20 protein-coding genes are annotated in these 20,588 nt (G+C 58.0%); 10 read left to right on the top strand and 10 right to left on the bottom strand.

All coding sequences use genetic code 11. From position 1 onward, the window contains the following. Positions 1–7 precede the first annotated feature (7 nt). Together AZE99_RS11705 and AZE99_RS11700 are read right to left on the bottom strand one after the other, a co-directional pair. Entirely contained in the window at positions 8–700 is a 693-nt protein-coding gene (locus AZE99_RS11705) for a DsbA family protein (RefSeq protein WP_067201295.1), read from the bottom strand. Next, entirely contained in the window at positions 697–1,380 is a 684-nt protein-coding gene (locus AZE99_RS11700; protein WP_082788352.1) for a DUF721 domain-containing protein, read from the bottom strand. Before AZE99_RS11700 ends, AZE99_RS11705 begins: the two co-directional genes overlap by 4 nt. A 27-nt stretch (positions 1,381–1,407) precedes the next feature. On the opposite strand from AZE99_RS11700, the gene AZE99_RS11695 reads away from it, so the two are divergent. From AZE99_RS11695 to nudC, 3 genes are read left to right on the top strand one after another with little or no spacing between them, the layout of a single operon-like run. Further along, the gene (locus AZE99_RS11695) at positions 1,408–2,475 is read left to right on the top strand and encodes an A/G-specific adenine glycosylase (RefSeq protein WP_067201292.1); all 1,068 of its coding nucleotides are present in this window, start codon (positions 1,408–1,410) and stop codon (positions 2,473–2,475) included. Continuing rightward, complete coding sequence (locus AZE99_RS11690) at positions 2,472–3,815, top strand: serine hydrolase domain-containing protein (protein ID WP_067201289.1); 1,344 nt, start codon at positions 2,472–2,474, stop codon at positions 3,813–3,815. The genes AZE99_RS11695 and AZE99_RS11690 overlap by 4 nt, the downstream gene beginning before the upstream one ends. 60 nt (positions 3,816–3,875) lie before the next feature. After that, positions 3,876–4,781, top strand: a complete 906-nt coding sequence (gene nudC / locus AZE99_RS11685; RefSeq protein WP_067201286.1) for an NAD(+) diphosphatase — start codon at positions 3,876–3,878, stop codon at positions 4,779–4,781. Between the two features lie 36 nt (positions 4,782–4,817). On the opposite strand, the gene AZE99_RS11680 is transcribed toward nudC, so the two are convergent. Then, positions 4,818–5,231 carry a DUF1489 family protein gene (locus tag AZE99_RS11680; protein ID WP_067201283.1) on the bottom strand — a complete coding sequence of 138 codons (414 nt, stop codon included), beginning with the start codon at positions 5,229–5,231 and terminating at the stop codon, positions 4,818–4,820. 156 nt (positions 5,232–5,387) lie between these two features. Here AZE99_RS11680 and AZE99_RS11675 point away from each other — a divergent pair, with 156 nt between their 5' ends. Then, a complete protein-coding gene (locus tag AZE99_RS11675) occupies positions 5,388–5,798 on the top strand; it encodes a hypothetical protein (protein ID WP_067201280.1) in 411 nt (136 codons plus the stop codon). On the opposite strand, the gene mgtE is transcribed toward AZE99_RS11675, so the two are convergent. Next, positions 5,795–7,204, bottom strand: coding sequence for a magnesium transporter (gene mgtE / locus AZE99_RS11670; RefSeq protein ID WP_067201277.1), 1,410 nt, complete (start codon positions 7,202–7,204; stop codon positions 5,795–5,797). The two genes, AZE99_RS11675 and mgtE, sit on opposite strands and share 4 nt — an antisense overlap. A gap of 161 nt (positions 7,205–7,365) precedes the next feature. On the opposite strand from mgtE, the gene AZE99_RS11665 reads away from it, so the two are divergent. Then, positions 7,366–7,815, top strand: a complete 450-nt coding sequence (locus AZE99_RS11665) for a peptidylprolyl isomerase (protein WP_067201275.1) — start codon at positions 7,366–7,368, stop codon at positions 7,813–7,815. A 9-nt stretch (positions 7,816–7,824) separates the two neighbouring features. Continuing rightward, positions 7,825–8,388: a carboxymuconolactone decarboxylase family protein gene (locus AZE99_RS11660; RefSeq protein WP_067201272.1), complete on the top strand. Its 564-nt coding sequence runs from the start codon at positions 7,825–7,827 to the stop codon at positions 8,386–8,388. 10 nt (positions 8,389–8,398) lie between these two features. Here the strand turns inward: AZE99_RS11660 and AZE99_RS11655 are convergent, their stop codons facing one another. Further along, positions 8,399–9,277, bottom strand: coding sequence for a LysR substrate-binding domain-containing protein (locus AZE99_RS11655; protein WP_067201269.1), 879 nt, complete (start codon positions 9,275–9,277; stop codon positions 8,399–8,401). A 344-nt stretch (positions 9,278–9,621) separates the two neighbouring features. On the opposite strand from AZE99_RS11655, the gene AZE99_RS11650 reads away from it, so the two are divergent. Further along, entirely contained in the window at positions 9,622–11,949 is a 2,328-nt protein-coding gene (locus tag AZE99_RS11650) for a CDC48 family AAA ATPase (protein ID WP_082788351.1), read from the top strand. Positions 11,950–11,971: 22 nt separating this feature from the next. Here AZE99_RS11650 and AZE99_RS11645 read toward each other — a convergent pair whose 3' ends face one another. Continuing rightward, the gene (locus tag AZE99_RS11645; protein ID WP_067201267.1) at positions 11,972–13,333 is read right to left on the bottom strand and encodes an MFS transporter; all 1,362 of its coding nucleotides are present in this window, start codon (positions 13,331–13,333) and stop codon (positions 11,972–11,974) included. Between the two features lie 18 nt (positions 13,334–13,351). Continuing rightward, on the bottom strand, positions 13,352–13,672 hold the full coding sequence (locus AZE99_RS11640) for an antibiotic biosynthesis monooxygenase family protein (protein WP_067201265.1): 321 nt from the start codon (positions 13,670–13,672) through the stop codon (positions 13,352–13,354). A gap of 105 nt (positions 13,673–13,777) precedes the next feature. Between AZE99_RS11640 and AZE99_RS11635 the strand changes: the two genes are divergently transcribed. The 3 genes from AZE99_RS11635 (at position 13,778) to AZE99_RS11625 (ending at position 17,771) form a co-directional block, all read left to right on the top strand. Continuing rightward, on the top strand, positions 13,778–14,404 hold the full coding sequence (locus AZE99_RS11635; protein ID WP_067201263.1) for a class I SAM-dependent methyltransferase: 627 nt from the start codon (positions 13,778–13,780) through the stop codon (positions 14,402–14,404). Between the two features lie 110 nt (positions 14,405–14,514). Then, positions 14,515–17,427, top strand: coding sequence for a M16 family metallopeptidase (locus tag AZE99_RS11630; RefSeq protein WP_067201260.1), 2,913 nt, complete (start codon positions 14,515–14,517; stop codon positions 17,425–17,427). Between the two features lie 47 nt (positions 17,428–17,474). Further along, on the top strand, positions 17,475–17,771 hold the full coding sequence (locus tag AZE99_RS11625) for a hypothetical protein (protein ID WP_067201258.1): 297 nt from the start codon (positions 17,475–17,477) through the stop codon (positions 17,769–17,771). A 76-nt stretch (positions 17,772–17,847) separates the two neighbouring features. Here the strand turns inward: AZE99_RS11625 and pal are convergent, their stop codons facing one another. The 3 genes from pal to AZE99_RS11610 form a co-directional block, all read right to left on the bottom strand. Then, positions 17,848–18,354 (bottom strand): peptidoglycan-associated lipoprotein Pal, encoded by a 507-nt coding sequence (pal, locus tag AZE99_RS11620; RefSeq protein WP_067203608.1) that lies wholly within the window; start codon positions 18,352–18,354, stop codon positions 17,848–17,850. Between the two features lie 75 nt (positions 18,355–18,429). Beyond that, on the bottom strand, positions 18,430–19,770 hold the full coding sequence (tolB, locus tag AZE99_RS11615) for a Tol-Pal system beta propeller repeat protein TolB (RefSeq protein ID WP_067201255.1): 1,341 nt from the start codon (positions 19,768–19,770) through the stop codon (positions 18,430–18,432). 10 nt (positions 19,771–19,780) lie between these two features. After that, positions 19,781–20,575: a hypothetical protein gene (locus AZE99_RS11610; RefSeq protein ID WP_067201252.1), complete on the bottom strand. Its 795-nt coding sequence runs from the start codon at positions 20,573–20,575 to the stop codon at positions 19,781–19,783. Between the last annotated feature and the right edge of the window lie 13 nt (positions 20,576–20,588).

Genomic DNA, 20,588 nt, shown 5'->3' with positions numbered 1-20,588 from the left:
CGAAGGTTTATTGCGGAAGTGCCGCCAATTTGGGTTGCAATGCCGTCCAGCTGTGGACCTTGGCAAGCGGTTGATCGCCAATCGTGAAGCTGGGTGTTCCGGTCAGTTTGAGCGTCTCTGTGCCATATTTTGTCATCGCCAGTATCTTGTCCTGTTCGGCCTGATCGGACAGGCAGGCATTGATTTGGGCTGTCGTAAATCCGCGCGCTTTCATCAATGTATCGAGACCGGCGGCCTTGCTGATTTTCTTCATGCGCTCCGGAACGGTACCGTCGTTCATGGTCTTCATCACTTCGGGGGTAGCAGAATGGAATTTCTTCAGCCACTCTGACTGTTTCAGCAGCAGAGCCCGGTGATTACCGAAAAATTTGGTGCGCCCGCCGCAACGAGCGAGCATGGCTGCGGTAAGGTCTATGGGGTTGAGAACCAGATTGCGAACCTCGAAGCTGACATGGGCCTTGTTGATATAATTGTTCATCAGGGTGCTGTGGGAATCTTTTTCAAATGCCGCACAGTGATTGCATGTGTAGCTCATATATTCGGTCAGCTTGTGTTTCGCGAGGGGGTTGCCCATGACATGGCCGCCGATCGAGGACAGAGTGACCCGGCTGGCGGTGTCGTTCTGCTGAGCGGATGCCGGGGCGGCAACCACCGCTGCTGTTACCAATGCCGAAGCAAGATACGCGCTTCCCAGATTCATATTCGGTCCTTCTTCTTGTCACCGCCGCCAATCTTGCCGACGACCTTTATGGTCAACTTCGCATCTTTCTTAGGGGCCGCTTCCGCCTTTGCAACCGCCGATGCGAGCGATTCGAGCACCCGGTTCAGCTCCGCATCGCCGATATCGCGCAGATTCTCGCCCAGCTGGAGTGGCGCAGGCTTCAGCGAAGCGGGCAGGGGGACCCTTTTTTCCTTGTCTTTCTTAGGTGTTACGACGCCTTGCCTGAATCTTATCTGACTGACGGCGCCATAGCCGAAGAAGCGGTTGACCCGCTCGATAATATCCGGCGCGATATGCTGCATCATGGTCGCATAAGCGCCGCTGACCAGCAGATGCAACGTGCCGCCTTCTTTTTCGCCGCGGGGAAAGCGGATCGATTCGGGCAGGGACACGCCAGCATAGCGTTCGCCGACAATTTCTGCCCAGCGGCTGACCACCGAACTCTGGATGAAGCCATAGCGGCGAAAGGCCGCACGACCGATTTCCGGTACCAGATCGGAGATGCTTTTCGCCGGGCCACCGCGCGGGCGCTGGTATTTCTGATATGCTTTGGCGGCCGGTTTTTTTGCGGCTTTTTTCGGCAATTTTTTGGACACGGGCTTACCGTTTTCGACGGTTTTCGCCTTTTCAGATCCAATATTGTCAATTTTCTTCGCCATTATGTCCTTTTATGGCATGGCGCGGCCATGGCCGTCGATAGTTTCCCCGCCAAAGCGCGTAAAATTTCTGCCAATATCGGTGCACATTATGTGGATAAGGCGCGAAAGCTGCCGTGGCGGTCGCCGCCGGGCAGCAATTTGCCCGATCCCTATCATGTCTGGCTGTCCGAAGTCATGCTGCAGCAGACGACGGTGGGCGCGGTCAAAAGCTATTTCGAGAAATTCACCCGGCGCTGGCCGACGGTTCAGGAGCTGGCGCGTGCCGATGAAGCGGATGTGATGGCCGCCTGGGCCGGCCTCGGTTACTATGCACGGGCAAGAAATCTTCGCAAATGCGCGGTGCATGTCACTGATATATTGGATGGAAGATTTCCTCAGAAAGAGTCTGAACTTCTTCAGCTGCCCGGGGTGGGCGCCTATACCGCGGCCGCCATCGCCGCCATTGCATTTGGCGAACGGGCGGTGGTGGTGGATGCCAATATCGAACGGCTGGTGTCACGGCTGTTCGCCATCGATACGCCGCTGCCAAGGGGCAAGGCCGAAATCCGGGCGGCGATGGACAGGATCACGCCGAAACACGGAGCCGGAGACTTTGCTCAGGCCTGCATGGATATCGGCGCCACTATCTGCACATCGAAAAATCCGAAATGTGAAATCTGTCCGGTGCAAGAGCAGTGTGCTGCCCATGCACTCGGCAATATGGAGTTCTTTCCCGTCAAGCCGCCGAAAAAGACCAAGCCGGTCCGCCGCGCCCGGTTTTTCTGGGTCGAGCAGCAGGGCAGAATATTGCTGGCCACCAGGCCGCCGAAAGGCATGCTTGGCGGCATGCGGGCGCTGCCCGATGACGGCTGGGCAGCGGGAAACGACGGCCATGCCAAGCCGCCAATGGCGGGCAAATGGCAGGTGCATGACAATATTGTTCAGCACAGCTTCACGCATTTTTCGCTTGAGGTGGATTTGGCAGTTTATCAGGATGAGAAAATCGCTACTAACAAGGATGACAATATCTGGTGGGCGCTGGACCAGATAGCGGAGGCGGGATTACCGACCCTGTATGCCAAGGCCGTGAGATGGAAACTGAAGGAAAAAAAATGATCGCCGCAAAACCTGCAATATCGTCGCTTGGTTCCCCATTCTCCCGACGCTCTGTTCTCGGCGGGATTGGCGCTGGTGCTTTTCTGGCCGGAACGCCCGGCATTGTCTTCGCCAAGGAAATGGGAATCAGTTTCCCCGGTCTGACCAAGATCATCAATCAATATGTCGCGGAAAAGAAGGTCGCCGGCATGATGGCGATGATCGGCTTCGGTCAGGCGGCACCACAGGTGATTTCTGCCGGCACGCTAAAGCTCGGCGGAGACAGGCTGGTCGGCACCGATACGCTGTGGCGGATGTATTCGCAGACCAAGCCGATTACCGGTATGGCGACTATGATGTTGGTCGAGGATGGTCTGATTTCTCTCGATCAGCCTTTGTCCGACATCTTCCCCGAATTTGCCGAAATGCAGGTGCTGGTCGATCCCGAAGGCGCACTGGACAATGTCGAGCCGGCCAAGACGCCGATTACCATCCGCCAGCTACAGACCCATACGGCAGGGCTGGGCTATACGATCATTTCGAAAGGCCCGATCCAGAAGGCCTATCTTGCAGCGGGACTGACCCCCGGTCGTATCAGCCGCAGCTCGATTCCCGGCATTGATCCGGGCGCGGCTACTCCGGATATCATGACCTTCGTGAAGCGCCTCTCGGAATTGCCATTGGTCTATCAACCCGGCACCCAGTGGAGCTATTCGCTGAGCCATGATGTATTGAGCGCGGTGATCGAGAAGGTCTCCGGCAAACCGCTCGACCAGTTCCTGCAGGAGCGGATGTTCGGACCATTGGGCATGAAGAATATATTCTATCGGGTTCCTGCCGACCGCGCGGCTGATCTCGCAGACAATTATGCGCCATTCGCGGGATCGCTGATCCCGATCGATCCCGGTGCCACCAGCATCTATCTCGACAAGCCGCCCTTTGCCTTTGGCAGCACCGGCCTGGTCGGAACGGCTGGCGATTATGACAAGTTCCTTCAGATGCTGCTCGGATTTGGCAAGGTCGGCGATGTGCAGGTGATGAAGCCGGATACGGTGAAACTCGGCATGTCCAACCTGCTACCCGAAACCGCCAGTACCGCCGGGACCTGGGTGGCCAATCACGGCTTCGGCGCGGGCGGACGGTCCGGTCTAGGTACCGCAGTCAGCCCGGCCGGCACATTCGGCTGGGGTGGAGCAGCCGGGACATCGGCCTTTGTCGACACAGCCCGCGGTCTCCGCGCTGGCGGCTACACTCAATATATCCCGTCGAACAGCTATCCCTTCCAGTCGGATTTCCCGAAATATGTCTATGCCGATCTGACCGGGAACGCGCAGGCGGGCGCGGGCAATACCAGTCCGTAAGGACAATAAATTCTCTCCCTTTCGCAAGGGAGCCACAATATAAAATGTCCGGGAGACAAGATGTCGATTGTTGAAAATACCATAGTGCCCACTTTTGCCGGCGGGACGCTGGACCGCACCGATCAGGTGCGGGTCAATCCGGAGAAGCTGCGCGCCGCGATGATGAATCCGCGGGCCAGGCTGCTCAAGCTGGACGGCCTGAATCCGGTTTTTGATGACCATGGCGATCTTGCCTGGGGCGCAGCCTATGAAGCCTCGCCGGATCATGATCTGCTTTTGCTCGGCATCGAAGACGATACGCCCTTTTTCGCAGAGCTGAACGGAGCCGGGGATGCCGGACCTGCCGCCAATCGGGCGCTCTGGCAGACTTTGGGGAGCTTGCCCGCGGATCAGGCGGCAATTTATGCCACGGCACGGAGCCTGGTCGACTGGCATGCGCGGCATAAATTTTGCGCCCAATGCGGCAAGCCGACCGAGTCCCGCAAGGGCGGCTGGGCGCGCCTGTGCGATCCCGACAAAGACGGTTGCAGAGCAGAGCATTTCCCGCGCACCGATCCGGTGGCGATCATGCTGTCGGAATGCGAAGGCAAGGTTTTGCTCGGCCGTCAGCCGCGCTTCCCGCCGAAAAGCTTTTCCGCGCTTGCCGGATTTCTGGAGCCGGGCGAGAGTATCGAAGGCTGCGTCAAGCGCGAGCTGTTTGAAGAAGCCGGGATCAAGGTACGGGACGTCCGCTATGTCGCGAGCCAGCCCTGGCCTTTCCCTTCTTCGCTGATGATTGCCTGCACCAGCGTCACCGACGATCCGACGCTGACGCTTGACGAAGAGGAAATCGAGGAAGCGGCCTGGTTCTCGCTCGACGAGGTCAAAGCGGCCATGGCCGGTGACCCGGGAGCGCTGTTCGTTGCGCCGCCGCCTTTTGCGATTGCCTATAATTTGCTCAAGCATTGGGTGGATGGAAAGGGGTGACCGGATCCGGTTGGCACACCCCCTGTTTGCGGATGTCTAGACCAGTCCCAGATTCGCCAGTTCGCCGAGCATCTCGGCGGGCATCTCCTCGGCACCTTCCACGTCGCCGCCGAGATCGGATGGCGCGTCATTTTCCTCGAGATAGCGCCAGCCCTGATGGGCGCGCTTGGGGATCGGTTGGACCGCGACAAGCCGCGGTTCCAGCCTGATCCACTGCCGCCCTTCGCCATTGTCCATGAAGCCGATGATCGGCGAGCGACCGACGATTTTCTTTGCGTGAATCCAGTAGAGTGAGCCGCCGATCATTTCTGCGTGGCGCTTCGGCAGATAGCGGGTGGTGAGCCGGGCTTCGCCGCCGGTCGCTCTATTGTCTTTGTGGGATTCAAGCCATTTTCGCAGCGTTTCCGGGCTTTCGCTGCGATAGGCGATCTTGGTCATGTTGAGTGGCATGGCGATTATCTGTGGTGCACGACCGGTTTAGTCAAGCATGTTCAGGTGCCGTATCCGCCAAATCAAGCTCGCCCAAATATCTTTCTTGCAAGAATCTTATTGCAAATGATTATCAATATCATACTGTAGGGGACTCGGACATAGAGGAGAGACAGATTGGGTGAGATACTGGAAAAGCTTTTGTTACCACTGCCGGACATCAGAACATTGCCATCGGTCGAAGCGAAATTGATCATCGCCTTTCGCCTAGCGGTGGTCGCAAGCCAAAATGCATATGACTGTCTGGACCATCTGTCAGACAGGCTGGGAGGACGGCGGGCGGCGACGCGGATATTGATATTGGCAGAGACCATCGGATCCGCCTGGCAGGAACCGTTCCAGATCGGGCGTCCCTGCTGTTCGCAAACCACGCCAGATGAAATATGGCTGGTCGCGGCCATTCGGCTGGCGGCTGGCGCAAACCGGCCTGGCTTTGATTCACTCAGTTGCGAAATGCTGGGCGAATGCGAGCGGGAACGGATATATACCGACCTGGGAAATTTTGTCGCAGCCTATACGAGGGCCTAGAGGCTGACCATCCCGCTGCCAACGGCGAGGCTGAGGAAGGCCAGAAAGCCCATGGTGTCGGTGATCATGGTGACGAAGACCGAAGAGGCCAGGGCCGGATCCTGATCCAGCCGGTCGAGCATCACGGGAACGAATATGCCGGCAAATCCGGCGATCACGATATTGATCAGCATGGCCAGCGCGATAACCCCGCCGAGCACGGGATTAGCGAAGGCCAGGCCGGTGCCGAGTCCGACCAGCACGGCAATGGTGGCGCCGTTGAGCAATGCGATCCTGAATTCCCGCCCGATAATCCGGCGGGTGTTGGAGCGGGTCAGTTCGTTCATCGCCAGGGCGCGGACCGAGACGGCCATGGTCTGGGTACCGGCATTGCCGCCGATCGAGGCGACGATCGGCATGAGAATCGCGAGCGCAACCATCTGTTCGATGGCCGCGCCGAAGATCGAGATGACAAAACTGGCCACCAGAGCCGTCGCCAGATTGGTGATCAGCCAGCGGACACGCGCCTTGTAACTATCGCGAATCGGCTCGTTGATGTCGCCGTCGCCGGCACCGGAGAGCAGCAGCACGTCTTCGCTGGCCTCATCCTCGACAATATGGAGAATGTCATCGACGGTGATCATCCCGATCAGGCGCCCGTCATCATTGACGACAGCGGCGGAAATCAGATTATATTTCTGGAAGCGCAACGCCACTTCTTCCTGGTCCATGTCGACCGGGATCAGGGTCTGCTCGCGCTTCATCACATCGGCGATAGCGATTTCGCGCGGGGTTCTGAGAATCCAGCTGAGCTGGCAGGTGCCAATCGGCCGGAACGCCGGGTCGACAACATAGATTTCCCAGAATTCGGTGGTCAGATCATCACTCTTGCGCAGATAGTCGATCAGATCGCCGACCCGCATATGCTCGGGCACCGCGACAAATTCGCGTTGCATGATCCGGCCAGCGGTTTCTTCCTCATAGGTGAGGGCGCTTTCGATCGCGGCTCGGTCTTCGGCATCGAGCTCGGCCAGAACCGCCTGTTGCTCGCCCTCGTCGAGATCCTCGATGATTGCGACCGCATCATCGGTGTCCAGCTGTTCGGTGAGGTCCGCAATCTGCCCGGCATCGAGCACGTCGATCAGGTCTTCGCGAACATGCTCGTTCATCTCCGCGAGCACGTCGGCGCTCACCAGATCGCCGAGAGCGCTGGCTAGCGGCGCGCGTTCATCTGCATCTATCAGCTCGAACAGATCGGCAATGTCGGCATTATGGAGCGGGTTGACCAGTTCCTGCGCCAGCGTGCTATCATTATTGTCGACCGCATCGGAGACCGAACGGACAAATTCGTCGGTTAGCCGGTTGTCATCATCCAGAACATCTTCGCGTTCGATGGTGGCGTGCTGGGGATCGTTGATATCGGTCATCGCGATGCTCCCCTGATGTGCGCGTTCGGCTGCTTATTAGTCGCTGCAACGTTGCAATTGCAATCTTTTGTGACAATTATCGCCAGACAGGGTGATTTTTCCGGAAGCGTTGCCTATATGCGCCCCAAGACTGATTCAATGACCGAAAAGGAATAGACCCGATGTCCCACGAAAAAATGACTTTCCACCTCGACACAGGCGATGTTGAAATCAAGCTCCGGCCTGATCTTGCACCTAATCATGTCGCGCGGATCACCGAGCTGGCATCCGAAGGCTTTTATGACGGCGTTGTTTTCCACCGCGTCATCAACGGTTTCATGGCGCAGGGCGGCGACCCGACCGGTACCGGCATGTCCGGCAGCGACAAGCCCGATATTGCGCAGGAATTTTCGAAAGAACCGCATGTCGAAGGCACTTGCTCGATGGCCCGCACGATGGACCCGAACAGCGCCAACAGCCAGTTTTTCATCTGCCTCGACGATGCAGGCTTCCTCGATGGCCAATATACGGTCTGGGGCGAAGTGACCTCCGGCATGGAAGCGGTGCACGCGCTGCCAAAGGGCGAACCACCAGCGAAGCCAGGCGCGATCAAGTCCGTAACCCTCGGCTAATTTACAAAAATGCGTCTCGATAAACCCAGGATCGCCCCGCTCGCCGAGTCAGAACTCGGTCCAGAGCATCGGGCGATGCTGGGCGAGCGCTTCAAGACCGGCAAGATACTCAATATCTTCCGAACCCTGATCAGGGCCCCGAAAGCCTATAAGGCGTTCATGTGGTGGGGCGGCTATATACTGTCCGATCATAATGACCTGCCGGCGCGGGAGCGCGAGATCATCATCCTGCGCACCGGTTTCAACTGGAAGTCCGGCTATGAATGGGCGCAGCATGTCCGCATCGGCAAGGATTGCGGTCTGACCGATGAAGAGATCGAGCGGATCAAGGCGGGACCGGATGCACCGGGATGGACGGCGCTGGAGCGTGCATTGCTGCAGGCCACCGACGAACTGACCGGTGACGGGCATGTTGGCGATGCGACCTGGGCCGCGCTAGCGGAGCTGACCGAGAAACAGCGCATGGATCTGGTGATGACCGTGGGGCAATATAGCCAGGTATCGATGCTGCTGAACAGCTTTGGCGTGCAGCTCGACGATGATCTGGAGCTGGACCCCGATCTCAAGGCCTAGTGCCCCGGGTCTAGAGACCCGCTTTGACAACCCAGTCATGGAATATCCGCACCGCGCGGTTCTTCATGTCGCGTTTGCGGCACACGAACCAGTAGCTGTAGGGGCTGTCGACCTGATGGTCGAACAGCCGGACCAGCCGCGCATCATTGGCGTCGGAAAAATGGCCGCCATGCATGATCGCGATGCCGAGGCCCTGGGCTGCGGCTTCCAGCATCAGCGGGCCGCTATCGAGATGGTCGATACCGGCGGGTTGCAGATCGGGCAGGCCTACCGCTTCTTTCCACTGGTCAAAGGCCCGGGTCATATTGCTGTGGATCAGAATATTGTGATTCTTCAGATCTTCCGGATGTTTCACGGCATTCGGGCCGCTGGTCAGTTCTGCGGATGCGATCGCGTACACCTTGTTGCTGTCCAGCTTCACTGCGTAAAGGTTGGGATCGACATGGTCGCTGATGATGATCGCTGCATCGACGGCATCACCCAGCATATTTTCTGCATGGGATGAGGTGTCGACGTCAATGTGCAGCTTCGGGTAAAGTTTTTTGAGTTCCGGAAGGCGCGGCAGCAAGCGCGTGGCACCAAACAGGGGAAGCACGCCGAGCCGCAGACGCATGTCACCACCGGTAACGGTCATCTGGTCGACTGCTTCGCCAATGGTTTCCATCGCCGGAGCGACGGCTTTCAGCAATGCGTGGCCATCTTCGTTGAGCACCATCGACTGGTTCCGCCGTTCGAACAGCGGTTTGCCGATATGATCCTCGAGCGATTTGATTCGCCGGCTCAGCGCAGGTGCAGACAGCGCCAGCTCTGCTGCAGCGGCCTTGGAAGAGCCCAGGCGAGCAACACGGATAAAGGCCTCAAGGGCGCGAAGGGGAGGAAGTCGGCGCATATTATGATCGATATTGTGGCTAAATCAGCTTTGTGCAACGCAAAAATGAATGCGAATCAACGGGAATGGCGGAAAACTGTCGCTACCATTATTGCTAAGTTGCAATATGTGCAACCTTTAATGTTCTTTTCGCACTTGCACAATAATGGGTTTCGACGCATTTAGGATGGGCCTTTCAGGCATCCTCTCCTAAAAACTTTTCAGGCCAGTTCTTCGGAACTGGCCTTTTTTTTTGGCCGAATTCTGCCATCCGACTCTACAATTGAAAATCAGAGTCGCATATCGACAGCGTGATCCCTATCTTGTTGGAAACAACCGAAACGATATTGAGGAGATCCGCCCCCGTGTCCGATCCTGCGCCCACAAATGAAACGCCCGAAGACGATAGCAAGCTGCTAAAACTGCAAGTTGCCAATGCCAGGCCCGAGGATAGCGGTCGCGGTCTGGCGAGATTGTCCCGGGATAATCTAGGCAAATTGGGACTGATTGAGGGCGATGTCGTCGAAATTATCGGCAAGCAGACGACCCCGGCACGAGCGGTTTTGCCCTATCAGGAAGATGAAGGCCTGGATTTTGTCCGGCTGGATGGCCTGCAACGCGCCAATGCCGGTGTGGGAGCGGGCGACTATGTTGAAATTCGCAAGGTCGAATCGAAGCCAGCCAAGAAAGTCGTCTTCGCGCCAGCGCAGAAGGACCTCCGTCTGCAAGGCAATGGCGGCGGACTGAAGCGCAGCTTCATGGGACGGCCACTCAAATCCGGTGATTTTGTCGCTACCCATGGCCAGCAGCAGGTGGATCGTAGCGACATGCCGCCGCAATTGCGGCAGATGCTTGCGGCACCGGCCTTTTCGCTCACGCAGATCCGGCTCAACGTCGTTTCGACCCTGCCCAAGGGAATCGTCCATATCGATGAAGAGACCGAGGTCGAGCTGCGTCCCGAATATGAAGAATCGACCGAGCATCGCCGGGCCGATGTTACTTATGACGATATCGGCGGGTTGCACGAAACCATCGATCAGCTCCGTGAAATGGTGGAATTGCCGCTGCGCTATCCGCAGCTCTTCACCCGGCTTGGCGTTGACCCGCCACGCGGGGTGTTGCTGCATGGGCCTCCGGGCACCGGCAAGACGCGGCTCGCCCGAGCGGTTGCCAATGAGAGCGATGCTGAGTTTTTCCTGATCAACGGTCCGGAAATCATGGGCTCCGCATATGGCGAATCGGAAAAGAAACTCCGCGAAATATTTGAGGCAGCAACCAAGGCAGCCCCTTCGATACTGTTCATTGACGAGATCGATTCGATCGCACCGAAGCGCGGGCAGGTGCAGGGTGAAACCGAAAAGCGTCTGGTGGCGCAGTTGCTCACCTTGATGGACGGGCTCGAATCGCGGCTCAATCTGGTGGTCATTGCGGCGACCAATCGCCCCGAGGCCATTGATGAGGCGTTGCGCCGTCCCGGCCGCTTTGACCGGGAAATCATCGTCGGCGTTCCCGATGTTGCCGGCCGGCGCGAGATACTGGGGATCCACACTCGTGGCATGCCGCTCGACAAAGCCGTGGATTTAAAAGAGCTTGCACGCACAACCTATGGTTTTGTCGGAGCAGATCTGGCGGCCCTGACCCGTGAGGCAGCGATTGAAGCCGTGCGCCGGATCATGCCGAAACTGGATCTTGAAGCGGAAACCGTACCACCGGAAGTACTCGAGGAACTTGTTGTTCTGCGGCATGATTTTGTCGAAGCGCTGAAACGGGTCCAGCCATCGGCGATGCGCGAAGTCATGGTTCAGGTCCCCGATGTCCGCTGGGAAGATATTGGCGGCCTTGACGATGCACAAATGCGGCTGAAGGAGGGTATCGAGCTACCGCTGAAAAATCCGGAAGCCTTCACCCGGCTTGGCATTCGTCCGGCCAAGGGTTTTCTGCTTTATGGACCGCCCGGAACCGGCAAGACCTTGCTGGCGAAGGCGGTTGCGCGCGAAGCCGAAGCCAATTTTATCGCCACCAAATCGAGCGACCTGCTTTCCAAATGGTATGGCGAGAGCGAGCAGCAGATCGCGCGGCTGTTTGCCCGGGCGCGTCAGGTAGCGCCAACGATCCTGTTCATTGATGAAATCGAAAGTCTCGTCCCGGCACGTGGTGGCGGTATGGGCGAACCTCAGGTGACCGAGCGGGTTGTCAACACGATACTCGCCGAGATGGACGGGCTGGAGGAAATGCAGTCGGTGATTCTGATCGGCGCGACCAACCGTCCCGGTCTGGTCGATCCAGCCTTGCTGCGTCCGGGCCGCTTTGATGAACTGGTCTATGTTCCGGTTCCCGGTAAAGACGGTCGACGCCGGATATTGGCGATCCACACGTCGAAAATGCCGCTCGCCAAGGATGTCGATCTCGATGAGATGGCGGATAGTACCGATCGCTATTCTGGCGCTGATCTGGAAGATCTGGTCCGCCGCGCAGGGCTTCACGCGCTGCGGGAATTTGGCGGACTGGTTGAAACGGTTCAGATGAAACATTTCGAACAGGCACTGAAAGACAGCCGGGCTTCGGTGACGCCGGAAATGGAGGAAGAATATTCCAAAATGGAATCGCAGCTGAAGCAAAATGCCATGCGCGTTGAACCGATTGGCTTTGTCTCCCCGGGAATGCTGACTCCGGTCAAGGACAGCAAGCACTAGGGCCTGACCCGAGACTCATGCCCTAGTTGTCGGAGATAATCCGGTCGTCGAGTTTGAGGGTCTTGAAGCCCCAGCCGAACAGGAAGATACAGATGCCGGTCGCCAGCCAGAAAGGCAGGGGGCCGGCATAGGTGTAAAGCAGCACGCCAAAGGCCGGTGACACAATGAAAGCCATGCCGTTTACCGATGCGACGATGCCGGCGACGCCATTTTGCTCGGATCGTCTGACGGCCAGCGAGGCTCCGGCAGTGAAACCGGGACGGAACAGACCAAAGCCCAGTGATGCCACTGCAAATCCGATGATGATACCGTGCAAGTCGTGAGAAAATCCGATGATCAGGCAGCCAGAGGCGCCGAGAACCATGCCCCACAATATTGAGGAGCGCGGGCCCATTTGCAGCAGCGGGATCAGGCCCCACTGCGCCAGCAGGGTTGCCGCAGCGCCGGACATCAGCACGAGACCGGTCATTTGAATGCCCATTTCAGGATCGCCGCGCAGGCCCAGCCGGTCAAGCACCAGAAATCCGACTACGCCCAATATCAGCGCATGGGCATTGCCGCCCAGGATACCGGTGATCAGCCACGGCTTGACTCGGTCGTCACCCCAGCGCAATCGTGGCGGGAGACTATTTTCCTCTTCCCCCTCATCATCCTCGTCTTTCAAGCTGTTGGAAGACGGGGCAGAGCTATAGGGCTCCGACGTGACCACACCGCGCGCTTTATAGCCGGGATTGTCATTGGGCAGTTTCAGGGCCAGTGCGACCATCACCAATATTCCGATTGCGGCAAAGGCAAACATCGGGCTGGAAAGACCAAGAGCGGGAATGATCAGCAAGGGCGCAATCGCCGGGCCGACGATCGTGCCGAGCCCGAAGGAGGATGAAATCAGCGACAGCGCCTTGGTCCGGTTGGCGCGCGCGGTTCGGGCGGCCACATAGGCTTGCACTGCTGGCGGTGCAGCGGAACCGAGGCCACCATATAGACTGCGGAAAACAGCGAACAGGACAAATGTCCACAGCGCACTATACCAGCCCAGCAGCCCGAGAAACAGGGCCAGACCGGCCAGTGCGAAGGACGTGGTGAAGCCGATCATGCCAAGACGCATCAGCGCTTTGCGACCGCGATGATCCGACTGGCGCGCCCATTTCGGAGCGGTATAGACCCATAATAAAGCCGACCAGCTGAACGCTGCGCTCACCCAGAAATCGGGAATATCAAGCTGCGTCCCGATCGTCGGCAAAATCGATTGCATGGCAGTATTGCCCGACGCCGTGACCAGCATGACAGAGAACAGCACCGCCATGCGAGTGCTGTCGATCGGTTTTGCTTCGGGAAAGGATGAAGCTTTCCGGTTCAGCGGTTCGAAGTCGGGAGAATCGGCCATGGGCGTTCCTATGCCACGCTATTTCTGCCAGTCATAGCCACGTTCGACGCGGGTGACATGAAGGCTGTAGGCGCTGTACCATTTGTCGCGACCCCGTTCGCGGATAAGGGTGTGATCCGGATGATCGCGCCAGGCTTTGGCGCTGGCATCATCTTGCCAATAGCTCACCGTAATGCCGAATCCATCTGCGGACCTGGCATGATCTTCACCGAGATAACCGGGCTGCTGCGCAGCCAGATCGCCCATCGCTGTTGCCGCGGCCTGATAGGCCTGATCATCGCTGCCGCAACGCTGCGCACAAAAAATCACCGCGATGGAGTCGTTTGGATGAAGTTGCATGGCTTGCTTTTAACCGGTCGTTTGCACCGGGCAACCGCTATTATATTTGTCACCAGCGCTGTAACGCTCTAGTAAGACAGTTTGATCAGTCGCCGGAGGAATGGTTTGTCAAATAGTGTCGCCAAAACGAAAATCGTGGACCGCATCAAGTCACGACTTGAACGCCGCCTCGGTCCCTGGGGCGTGTTCTTCAAGGGCTTCCTGAAACATCCGGTGATGGTCGGCTCGATCATGCCTTCGTCCGATATCACGATCAAAAAGATGCTCGAACCGGTCAAATGGGACGAGTGTGACCTGTTCGTCGAATATGGCCCGGGCGTCGGGACTTTCTGCCGCCCGGTGCTCGAACGGATGAAGCCCGGTGCGACCCTGATCGTGATCGACCTGAATGAAGATTTCATCGATTATCTGGGCAAGTCGATCCGCGACAGCCGTTTCTACCCGATCCACGGGTCTGCCGCCGACGTCCAAAAGATCATCAGGGAACTCGGGCACGAGAAAGCCGACTATGTCCTTTCCGGCCTGCCTTTCTCGACGCTGCCCGACCAGCTCGGGCCCAAAATTGCCCAGGAAACCTACGACGTTATCCGTCCGGGCGGCGCCTTTCTGGTCTACCAGTTCGTCAAAAAAGCACGCGACTTCATGACGCCGCATTTTGACCATATCGATAGCGGCTATTCTTTCTGGAATATCCTGCCCTGCCATCTATTCTGGGGGTGGAAGGCAAAATAGCTGTTGGTCGACGGCTGAATGGCGTTTGTCGAAGCCGGCAATCGGCCAGACGCGATTTGCCGCCATGTTCTAAGCTACGAAATTTGCATTTGATTGAGAGGAATATCCCGATGTCCCGTTTGTCCCGTTCCCTGTTGCTGGCGCTGACTACCACAGCCTTGACGGTTGCTGCGCCCGCACTGGCCAAACATCATGAATCCGCCAAACCCGCGCCAGTGAGCGAACTGGTCGCCGCGGTCGATATTCCCTATGAAGAATTCACGCTAGACAATGGTTTGAAAGTCCTGGTCCACACCGATCGCAAGGCGCCGGTTGTGGCCGTCTCGATCTGGTATGGCGTCGGTTCTGCCAACGAGCCGAAGGGCAAGACCGGCTATGCGCATCTATTCGAACATATCATGTTCAATGGTTCCGAAAATGCACCGGGCGATTTTTTTGAGCCGCTGCGGCAGATCGGCGCGACCGATCTCAACGGCACGACCTGGCTGGACCGGACCAATTATTTCCAGACCGTTCCGACCTCCGCGCTTGATGTTGCTTTGTTCCTCGAAAGCGACCGGATGGGCTACCTGCTCGGCGCGGTGACGCAGGAGAAGCTCGACAACCAGATAGGCGTGGTTTCGAACGAAAAGCGCCAGGGCGACAATCAGCCTTACGGGCTGGTCGGCTATCGCCAGACCGAATTGCTGTTCCCTTCGGATCACCCCTATGGCCACGACACGATCGGATCGCTGGAAGATCTCGAAGCCGCTTCGCTCGATGATATGAAGCTATGGTTCACCGATCATTATGGGCCGAACAATTCGATCCTGGTGCTGGCTGGTGATATCGATGTTGCGACCGCGCGGTCCAAGGTCAACAAATGGTTTGGCGCGATACCGGCTGGCAAGCCAATCCCGCAGCTCGATCCCGCATTGCCGACTCTCGATGCTCCGATCTACGAGGTGATGAAGGACAAGGTCGCGACCACGCGCATCTATCGCAACTGGGTGGTGCCGGGCCTGAATGATCCCGATTATACGCCGCTTGACGTTGGCATGACCGTGCTCGGCGGCTTGGCCAGTTCGCGGCTCGACAATATCATGGTGCGGGAAGAGAAAAATGCGGTTTCCGTTTCCGCTTATGTGATCCCGTTTGTGCATGGAAGCTTCGTGAACGTTCAGGCTGACGTCAAACCGGGTGAAGATGCGGATGCCGTTGCTGCGCGGCTCGATGAAATCATCGCCGACTTTATTGCCAATGGCCCGACCCAGGACGAAGTGCAGCGGGTGGCAACGCGCGATGCCGCAGCGCGGATCGCCGGCCTCGAACAGGTTGGCGGATTTAGCGGCAAGGCGGTCGCTCTGGCGCAGGGCAAACTCTATTCCGACGATCCGGAATATTACAAGAAGGAACTGGGCCGGCTGGCTTCGACGACACCGGCAGCGGTGAAGGCGGCGATGCAGAAATGGCTGACCCGTCCCGTCCTTGGCATTACCGTCGTTCCGGGCGAGCGGGAAGAATATCAGGAAGTGGGCGCTGGCAAAGGCGCGCGCACCGGCGTCCTGACGGCACCCGCTTTCTATATGCAGGATGGTGAAGCCGGGACGGTCACCGTCCCCGACCGCTCCAAACTGCCAACCGTGGGCGACATTCCCAACGTCGATTTTCCGGATGTCGAAACCGCAACCCTGTCCAATGGCATCAAGGTCTATTTCGCCCACCGCGATGCGGTGCCGATGACCCGTGTGTCTCTGTCTTTCAATGCTGGCACCAGCGCTGATTCTTCCGACAAGCTCGGACTGCAGAATTTCGTCACCGGAATATTGAAAGAGGGCACGACCAGCCTGACATCGGTTGAAATCGCCGAACAGCAGGAACGGCTGGGTGCCAATATCAGCATCGGCGGTGGCCGCGACCGGACCGATGTCGATCTGAGCGCGGTCAATCCAAACCTTGATGCTTCGCTCGACCTGATGGCAGACATTGTCAAAAATCCGGCGTTCAAGACCGATGATATCGAACGTATCCGCGTTCAGCTGCTCACGGCAATCGACCGGGAAGAAAGCGATCCGCTGAGCATTGCCAGCAATCTGCTTCCGCCGCTGGTATTCGGTTCCGAACATCCTTATGGCCGCGGCCTGTCGGGTAACGGCACCAAGGAAACGGTATCGGCGATCACCCGCGATGATCTCGCGGCCTTCCATCAACAATGGATGCATCCGGCAAAGGCGACCATCTTTGCTGCGGGCAAAATCGGCAAACAGGAGCTGATCGACAAGCTCGAGATGCGCTTCGGCAAGTGGAAAGGCAGCGGAAAAGCGGCGCCAGCGAAGAATTTTGATGCCGCCATTCCCGAAGGGCAGGGCCGGATCATTGTCGTTCATCGTCCCAATTCTCCGCAATCGATGATCCTGGCCGGACAGGTCCTGCCGTACAAGGGGTCGGACGATCTGCTGACCCTCAATGCCGCCAATGAAATATTGGGCGGCAATTTCCTCTCGCGGATCAACATGGACCTGCGCGAAACCAAGGGCTGGAGCTACGGAACACGCAACACCGTATTGCGCGGTGAAGACCGGGTGCTCTACACGATGCGCGCGCCGGTTCAGACCAACCAGACCGGCCCTGCCGTTGCCGCAATTGATGCGCAGGTTCGCGACTTCATGGGCGAAAACGGCGTTACGCCGGCGGAACTGGAGCGGACGGTCAATGGCAATGTGCGCGAGCTGCCAGGCCAGTTCGAGCGCACGCCCAGCATATTGAGCCAGATGCAGGGTGACGTGATGCTGGGCAGGCCTTCGAACTATGCAGAAACGGTTGCAGCTCGCTACAAGGCGTTGACGGTGGAAGATTTGAACAAAGCCATGGCTGACGCGGTCGATCCGGATAAATTCACCTGGGTCGTTGTCGGTGACGTGTCCAAGATCAAAACCCAGCTGGACTCGCTCGATATGCCGATCGAATATCGCGGCTATGAAGCTAGTGACACTGCTGTTAATAGTGAGAGTAGTTCAAACGATTCGGCAGAAGGCGACGAGTGATCGCTAGTCTGAGCCGGATCAGGGCTTTGACATAAAAGGAGAATGGAATGTCTATTGATGGAACTTATGCTTGTGTGACGAAATCCCCGATGGGAGACCAGACCTCGGAATTTACCATCGTAACCGATGGTGACACGTTCACCGGCGTCAACGCCGGCGGAATGGGATCGATGGATGTCGAAAACGGCAAGGTCGACGGCAATCACATCACCTGGGAAATGAACATGACGGTTCCCATGCCGATGAAGCTGGAAGGCGATGCGACGATTACCGATGGTCAGCTGGCCGGTTCGGTAAAGGCGGGTGCCTTTGGTGAAATGGCGATGACCGGCACCAAGAAATAATTGATTTTCAGATTAAAAAAAGGGCCGCTACCCGAAGAGGTAGCGGCCCTTTTTTTGTCTGTTGTTCTGGTTCGGTTTAGCGGACCACGATGCTCACGGCCCGGCGGTTCTGCGCCCAGGCACTCTCGGTGGAAGCAAGCGCTTCTGGGCGTTCCTTGCCATAGCTTACAGTCGTCATCCGCGACGGGCTGACACCCAGCGAAGCGAGATAGTTTTTCGCGGCGTTGGCACGGCGTTCGCCCAGCGCGAGATTATAGTCACGCGTGCCACGTTCGTCGCAATGGCCTTCGATGGTGATCCGTGCATTGGGGTTTTGCGCCAGCCATTGCGCCTGGCTTTGCAAGATCGCCTGATCCTGTGAGTCGACATTGAAGCGATCGGTATCAAAGAGAATTCTGTCGGACATTGTATTGGCCAGGAAATCTCCCTGCGAGCCCGGAGCATAGCCCGGTCCGGCAGGACCAGTCGGTGCTGGCGTTGGCGCTGTGCCAATCGGGGCCGGCGGCAATTCTTCAGGTGGTTTCTTCGCACAACCAGCCAATACCAGGCTGGTGGTAATCAGGAGGGGGGTCGCATATTTCATCATCATTCTGCTCCTTGTTGAATCGGCCCTTCCGGGAGATATAGCGTTTTTCCAGTGGTTTGTCGCGTTTTGAATTTATGGCAGCAATGGTCCCCATGCCGGATCGGAGCCATTGACCGGCGTCGGCAACTGCCGTTCGTTGCGGCCGGTCAGGTCGACTTGCCAGATACCGGTGCCGCCGCTTCCCCTGGTTGTCCGGAAAAACTGGATCACCCGGCCATTGGGGGCCCAGGTTGGCGCTTCATCCTGCCAGCTGTTGGTGAGCAGTCGCTCGCCGCCACCGCTGGGCGTCATCACGCCGATACGGAAATTGCCCGCCATCTTGGTGAAGGCGATCAAATCGCCGCGGGGGCTCCATTCCGGCGTGGCAAAGCGTCCGCCGCCAAAGCTGATCCGCCGCTCATTGCTGCCGTCAGCATTCATGACATAGAGCTGCTGGCTACCCGAGCGGTCGCTTTCGAAGACTATCCGGCTGCCGTCGGGCGAGAAGCTGCCGCCAATGTCAATGCCGGGAGAAAAGGTAAGCTGCTGCGGTCTGCCGCCGCCCGCCGCAGAGATTTTGTAAATGTCGGTATTGCCGGCAATGGCCATGGAATAGAGTATCCACTTGCCGTCGGGTGACCAGCGCGGTGCAAAGGTCGGGTTGGTGCTCTGGGTAATCAGCCGCTGCCGGCCCGTGCCGATCTCGTAGATATAGATGCGCGGATTGCCATCGAGAAAGCTGAGATAGACAATGCTTTTGTAATCGGGAGAAAAGCGCGGTGTGAGGGCAGTGGCCTGGCCGTTGGTGATGAACCGGTGGTTGGCGCCGTCGCTGTCCATGATCGCCAGTCGTTTGACCCGGTTACCCTTGGGCCCGGTCTCGGCAATATAGGCTATGCGGCTGTCAAAGAAGGGTGATTCTCCGCTCAGTCGCGAATAGATGGCATCAGCGCATTTATGCGCGGCTCGCCGCCAGTCGCCGGGTTCGACGACGAAGCCCTGACGCGTGAGTTCGGTTTCCAGAGCGACATCGTAGAGATAGCAGCCGACCGTCAATTTGCCGTCGGGGTTCGCACGGACAAAACCCTGGATCAGGGCAGAGGCATTGGAACCGCTCCAATAGGGAAATTGCGGAGCGGTGACTTCGGCATAGCTGATGCCGCGGACCTGATTGCGGCCAATCGGCTTGAACAGGCCGCTTGATCGCAAGTCGCTGACGATGACATCGCTTATCTTGCCGCCCAGTTCACTGGTGCTGCCGGCGGCCGTGTTCACGCTTAGCGGCGTGGGCAGGCCGGGAACGGCAATGATCAGCTCTTCCGATGCGCTATTGTCGACATCGACGGTCAACTGGGCTTGCGCAATCGTGCTCAATCCAAAACAGGCGACAAGGCCAAGGATCAATGTTCGAACATAAGGGGCGGCGGAATGCATGGCTGGTCTCCTAGACACCAAGATAGAGGACAGGTTCGATAACCTTCCATTCATCGTAAAATTTTTCGGGGAAAGTTGTGAAAGGCGCAGCAAGCTGGACGGCGGCTATGGCGCGTTCCTGATGAATATCGACTTGCGAACGGTTGCTCGGCGTGATGCCGGTCGTTGTCGCTGTCGGGGTACCAATGATCCGGCCGTTGCTGTCGAGACGGGCCGTCACCGTCGTGCGCAAAAGCTCGGCATCGGCGCCTGTCGGCGGACGCCATTTCTGTTTGATCAGCCGGTATAATTCGCGTTCCAAAGAGGCGACAGCCGCCGGAGAAGCTTTTTCGGCGGCAATATTCTGGTTCCGGCTGACCGAAGGCGCATCGGTGACGCCTTTCAGGAAATCGTCGCCCAGTCGCGAACCGCGGGGTTTCGGTTTCGGAGCAGGCTTGGGCTCTGCCTTGGCGGCGACGCTGGCCGGTTTGTCCGGCCGTCTGCGGGGCTCGCGGGACACCGGCGCCGGTTTGACCGCCGGTGTCGGTTTTGCTTCGATCTTCGGTGGGTCCGGAAGCGGCTCCGGTTCGGCAAAGCTGCTCTCCTCCGGCGCACCAAGTTCCGGGGCAACGCTTGTTGCCGGGGTAATTTTTGCGGGATCGGGCGCGGCGCTTTCCAGTCCCACTTCATCGGCGATCATTACTTCGATCGGTTTGTTGCGAAAGGCCTCGTTGGTGCTGCTCAGGACGCTCAAGGATAGCGCGCCGAACAGGGCCACATGACCCGCAGCCGCTATTCCCAAGCCAATTTTTTCAGCTTTTTCCATATCAGCGGTCCAC

This window comes from Sphingorhabdus sp. M41 (assembly GCF_001586275.1).
In the GTDB taxonomy this organism is placed as follows: domain Bacteria; phylum Pseudomonadota; class Alphaproteobacteria; order Sphingomonadales; family Sphingomonadaceae; genus Parasphingorhabdus.
This window is presented reverse-complemented; position numbering and strand designations above follow the sequence as displayed.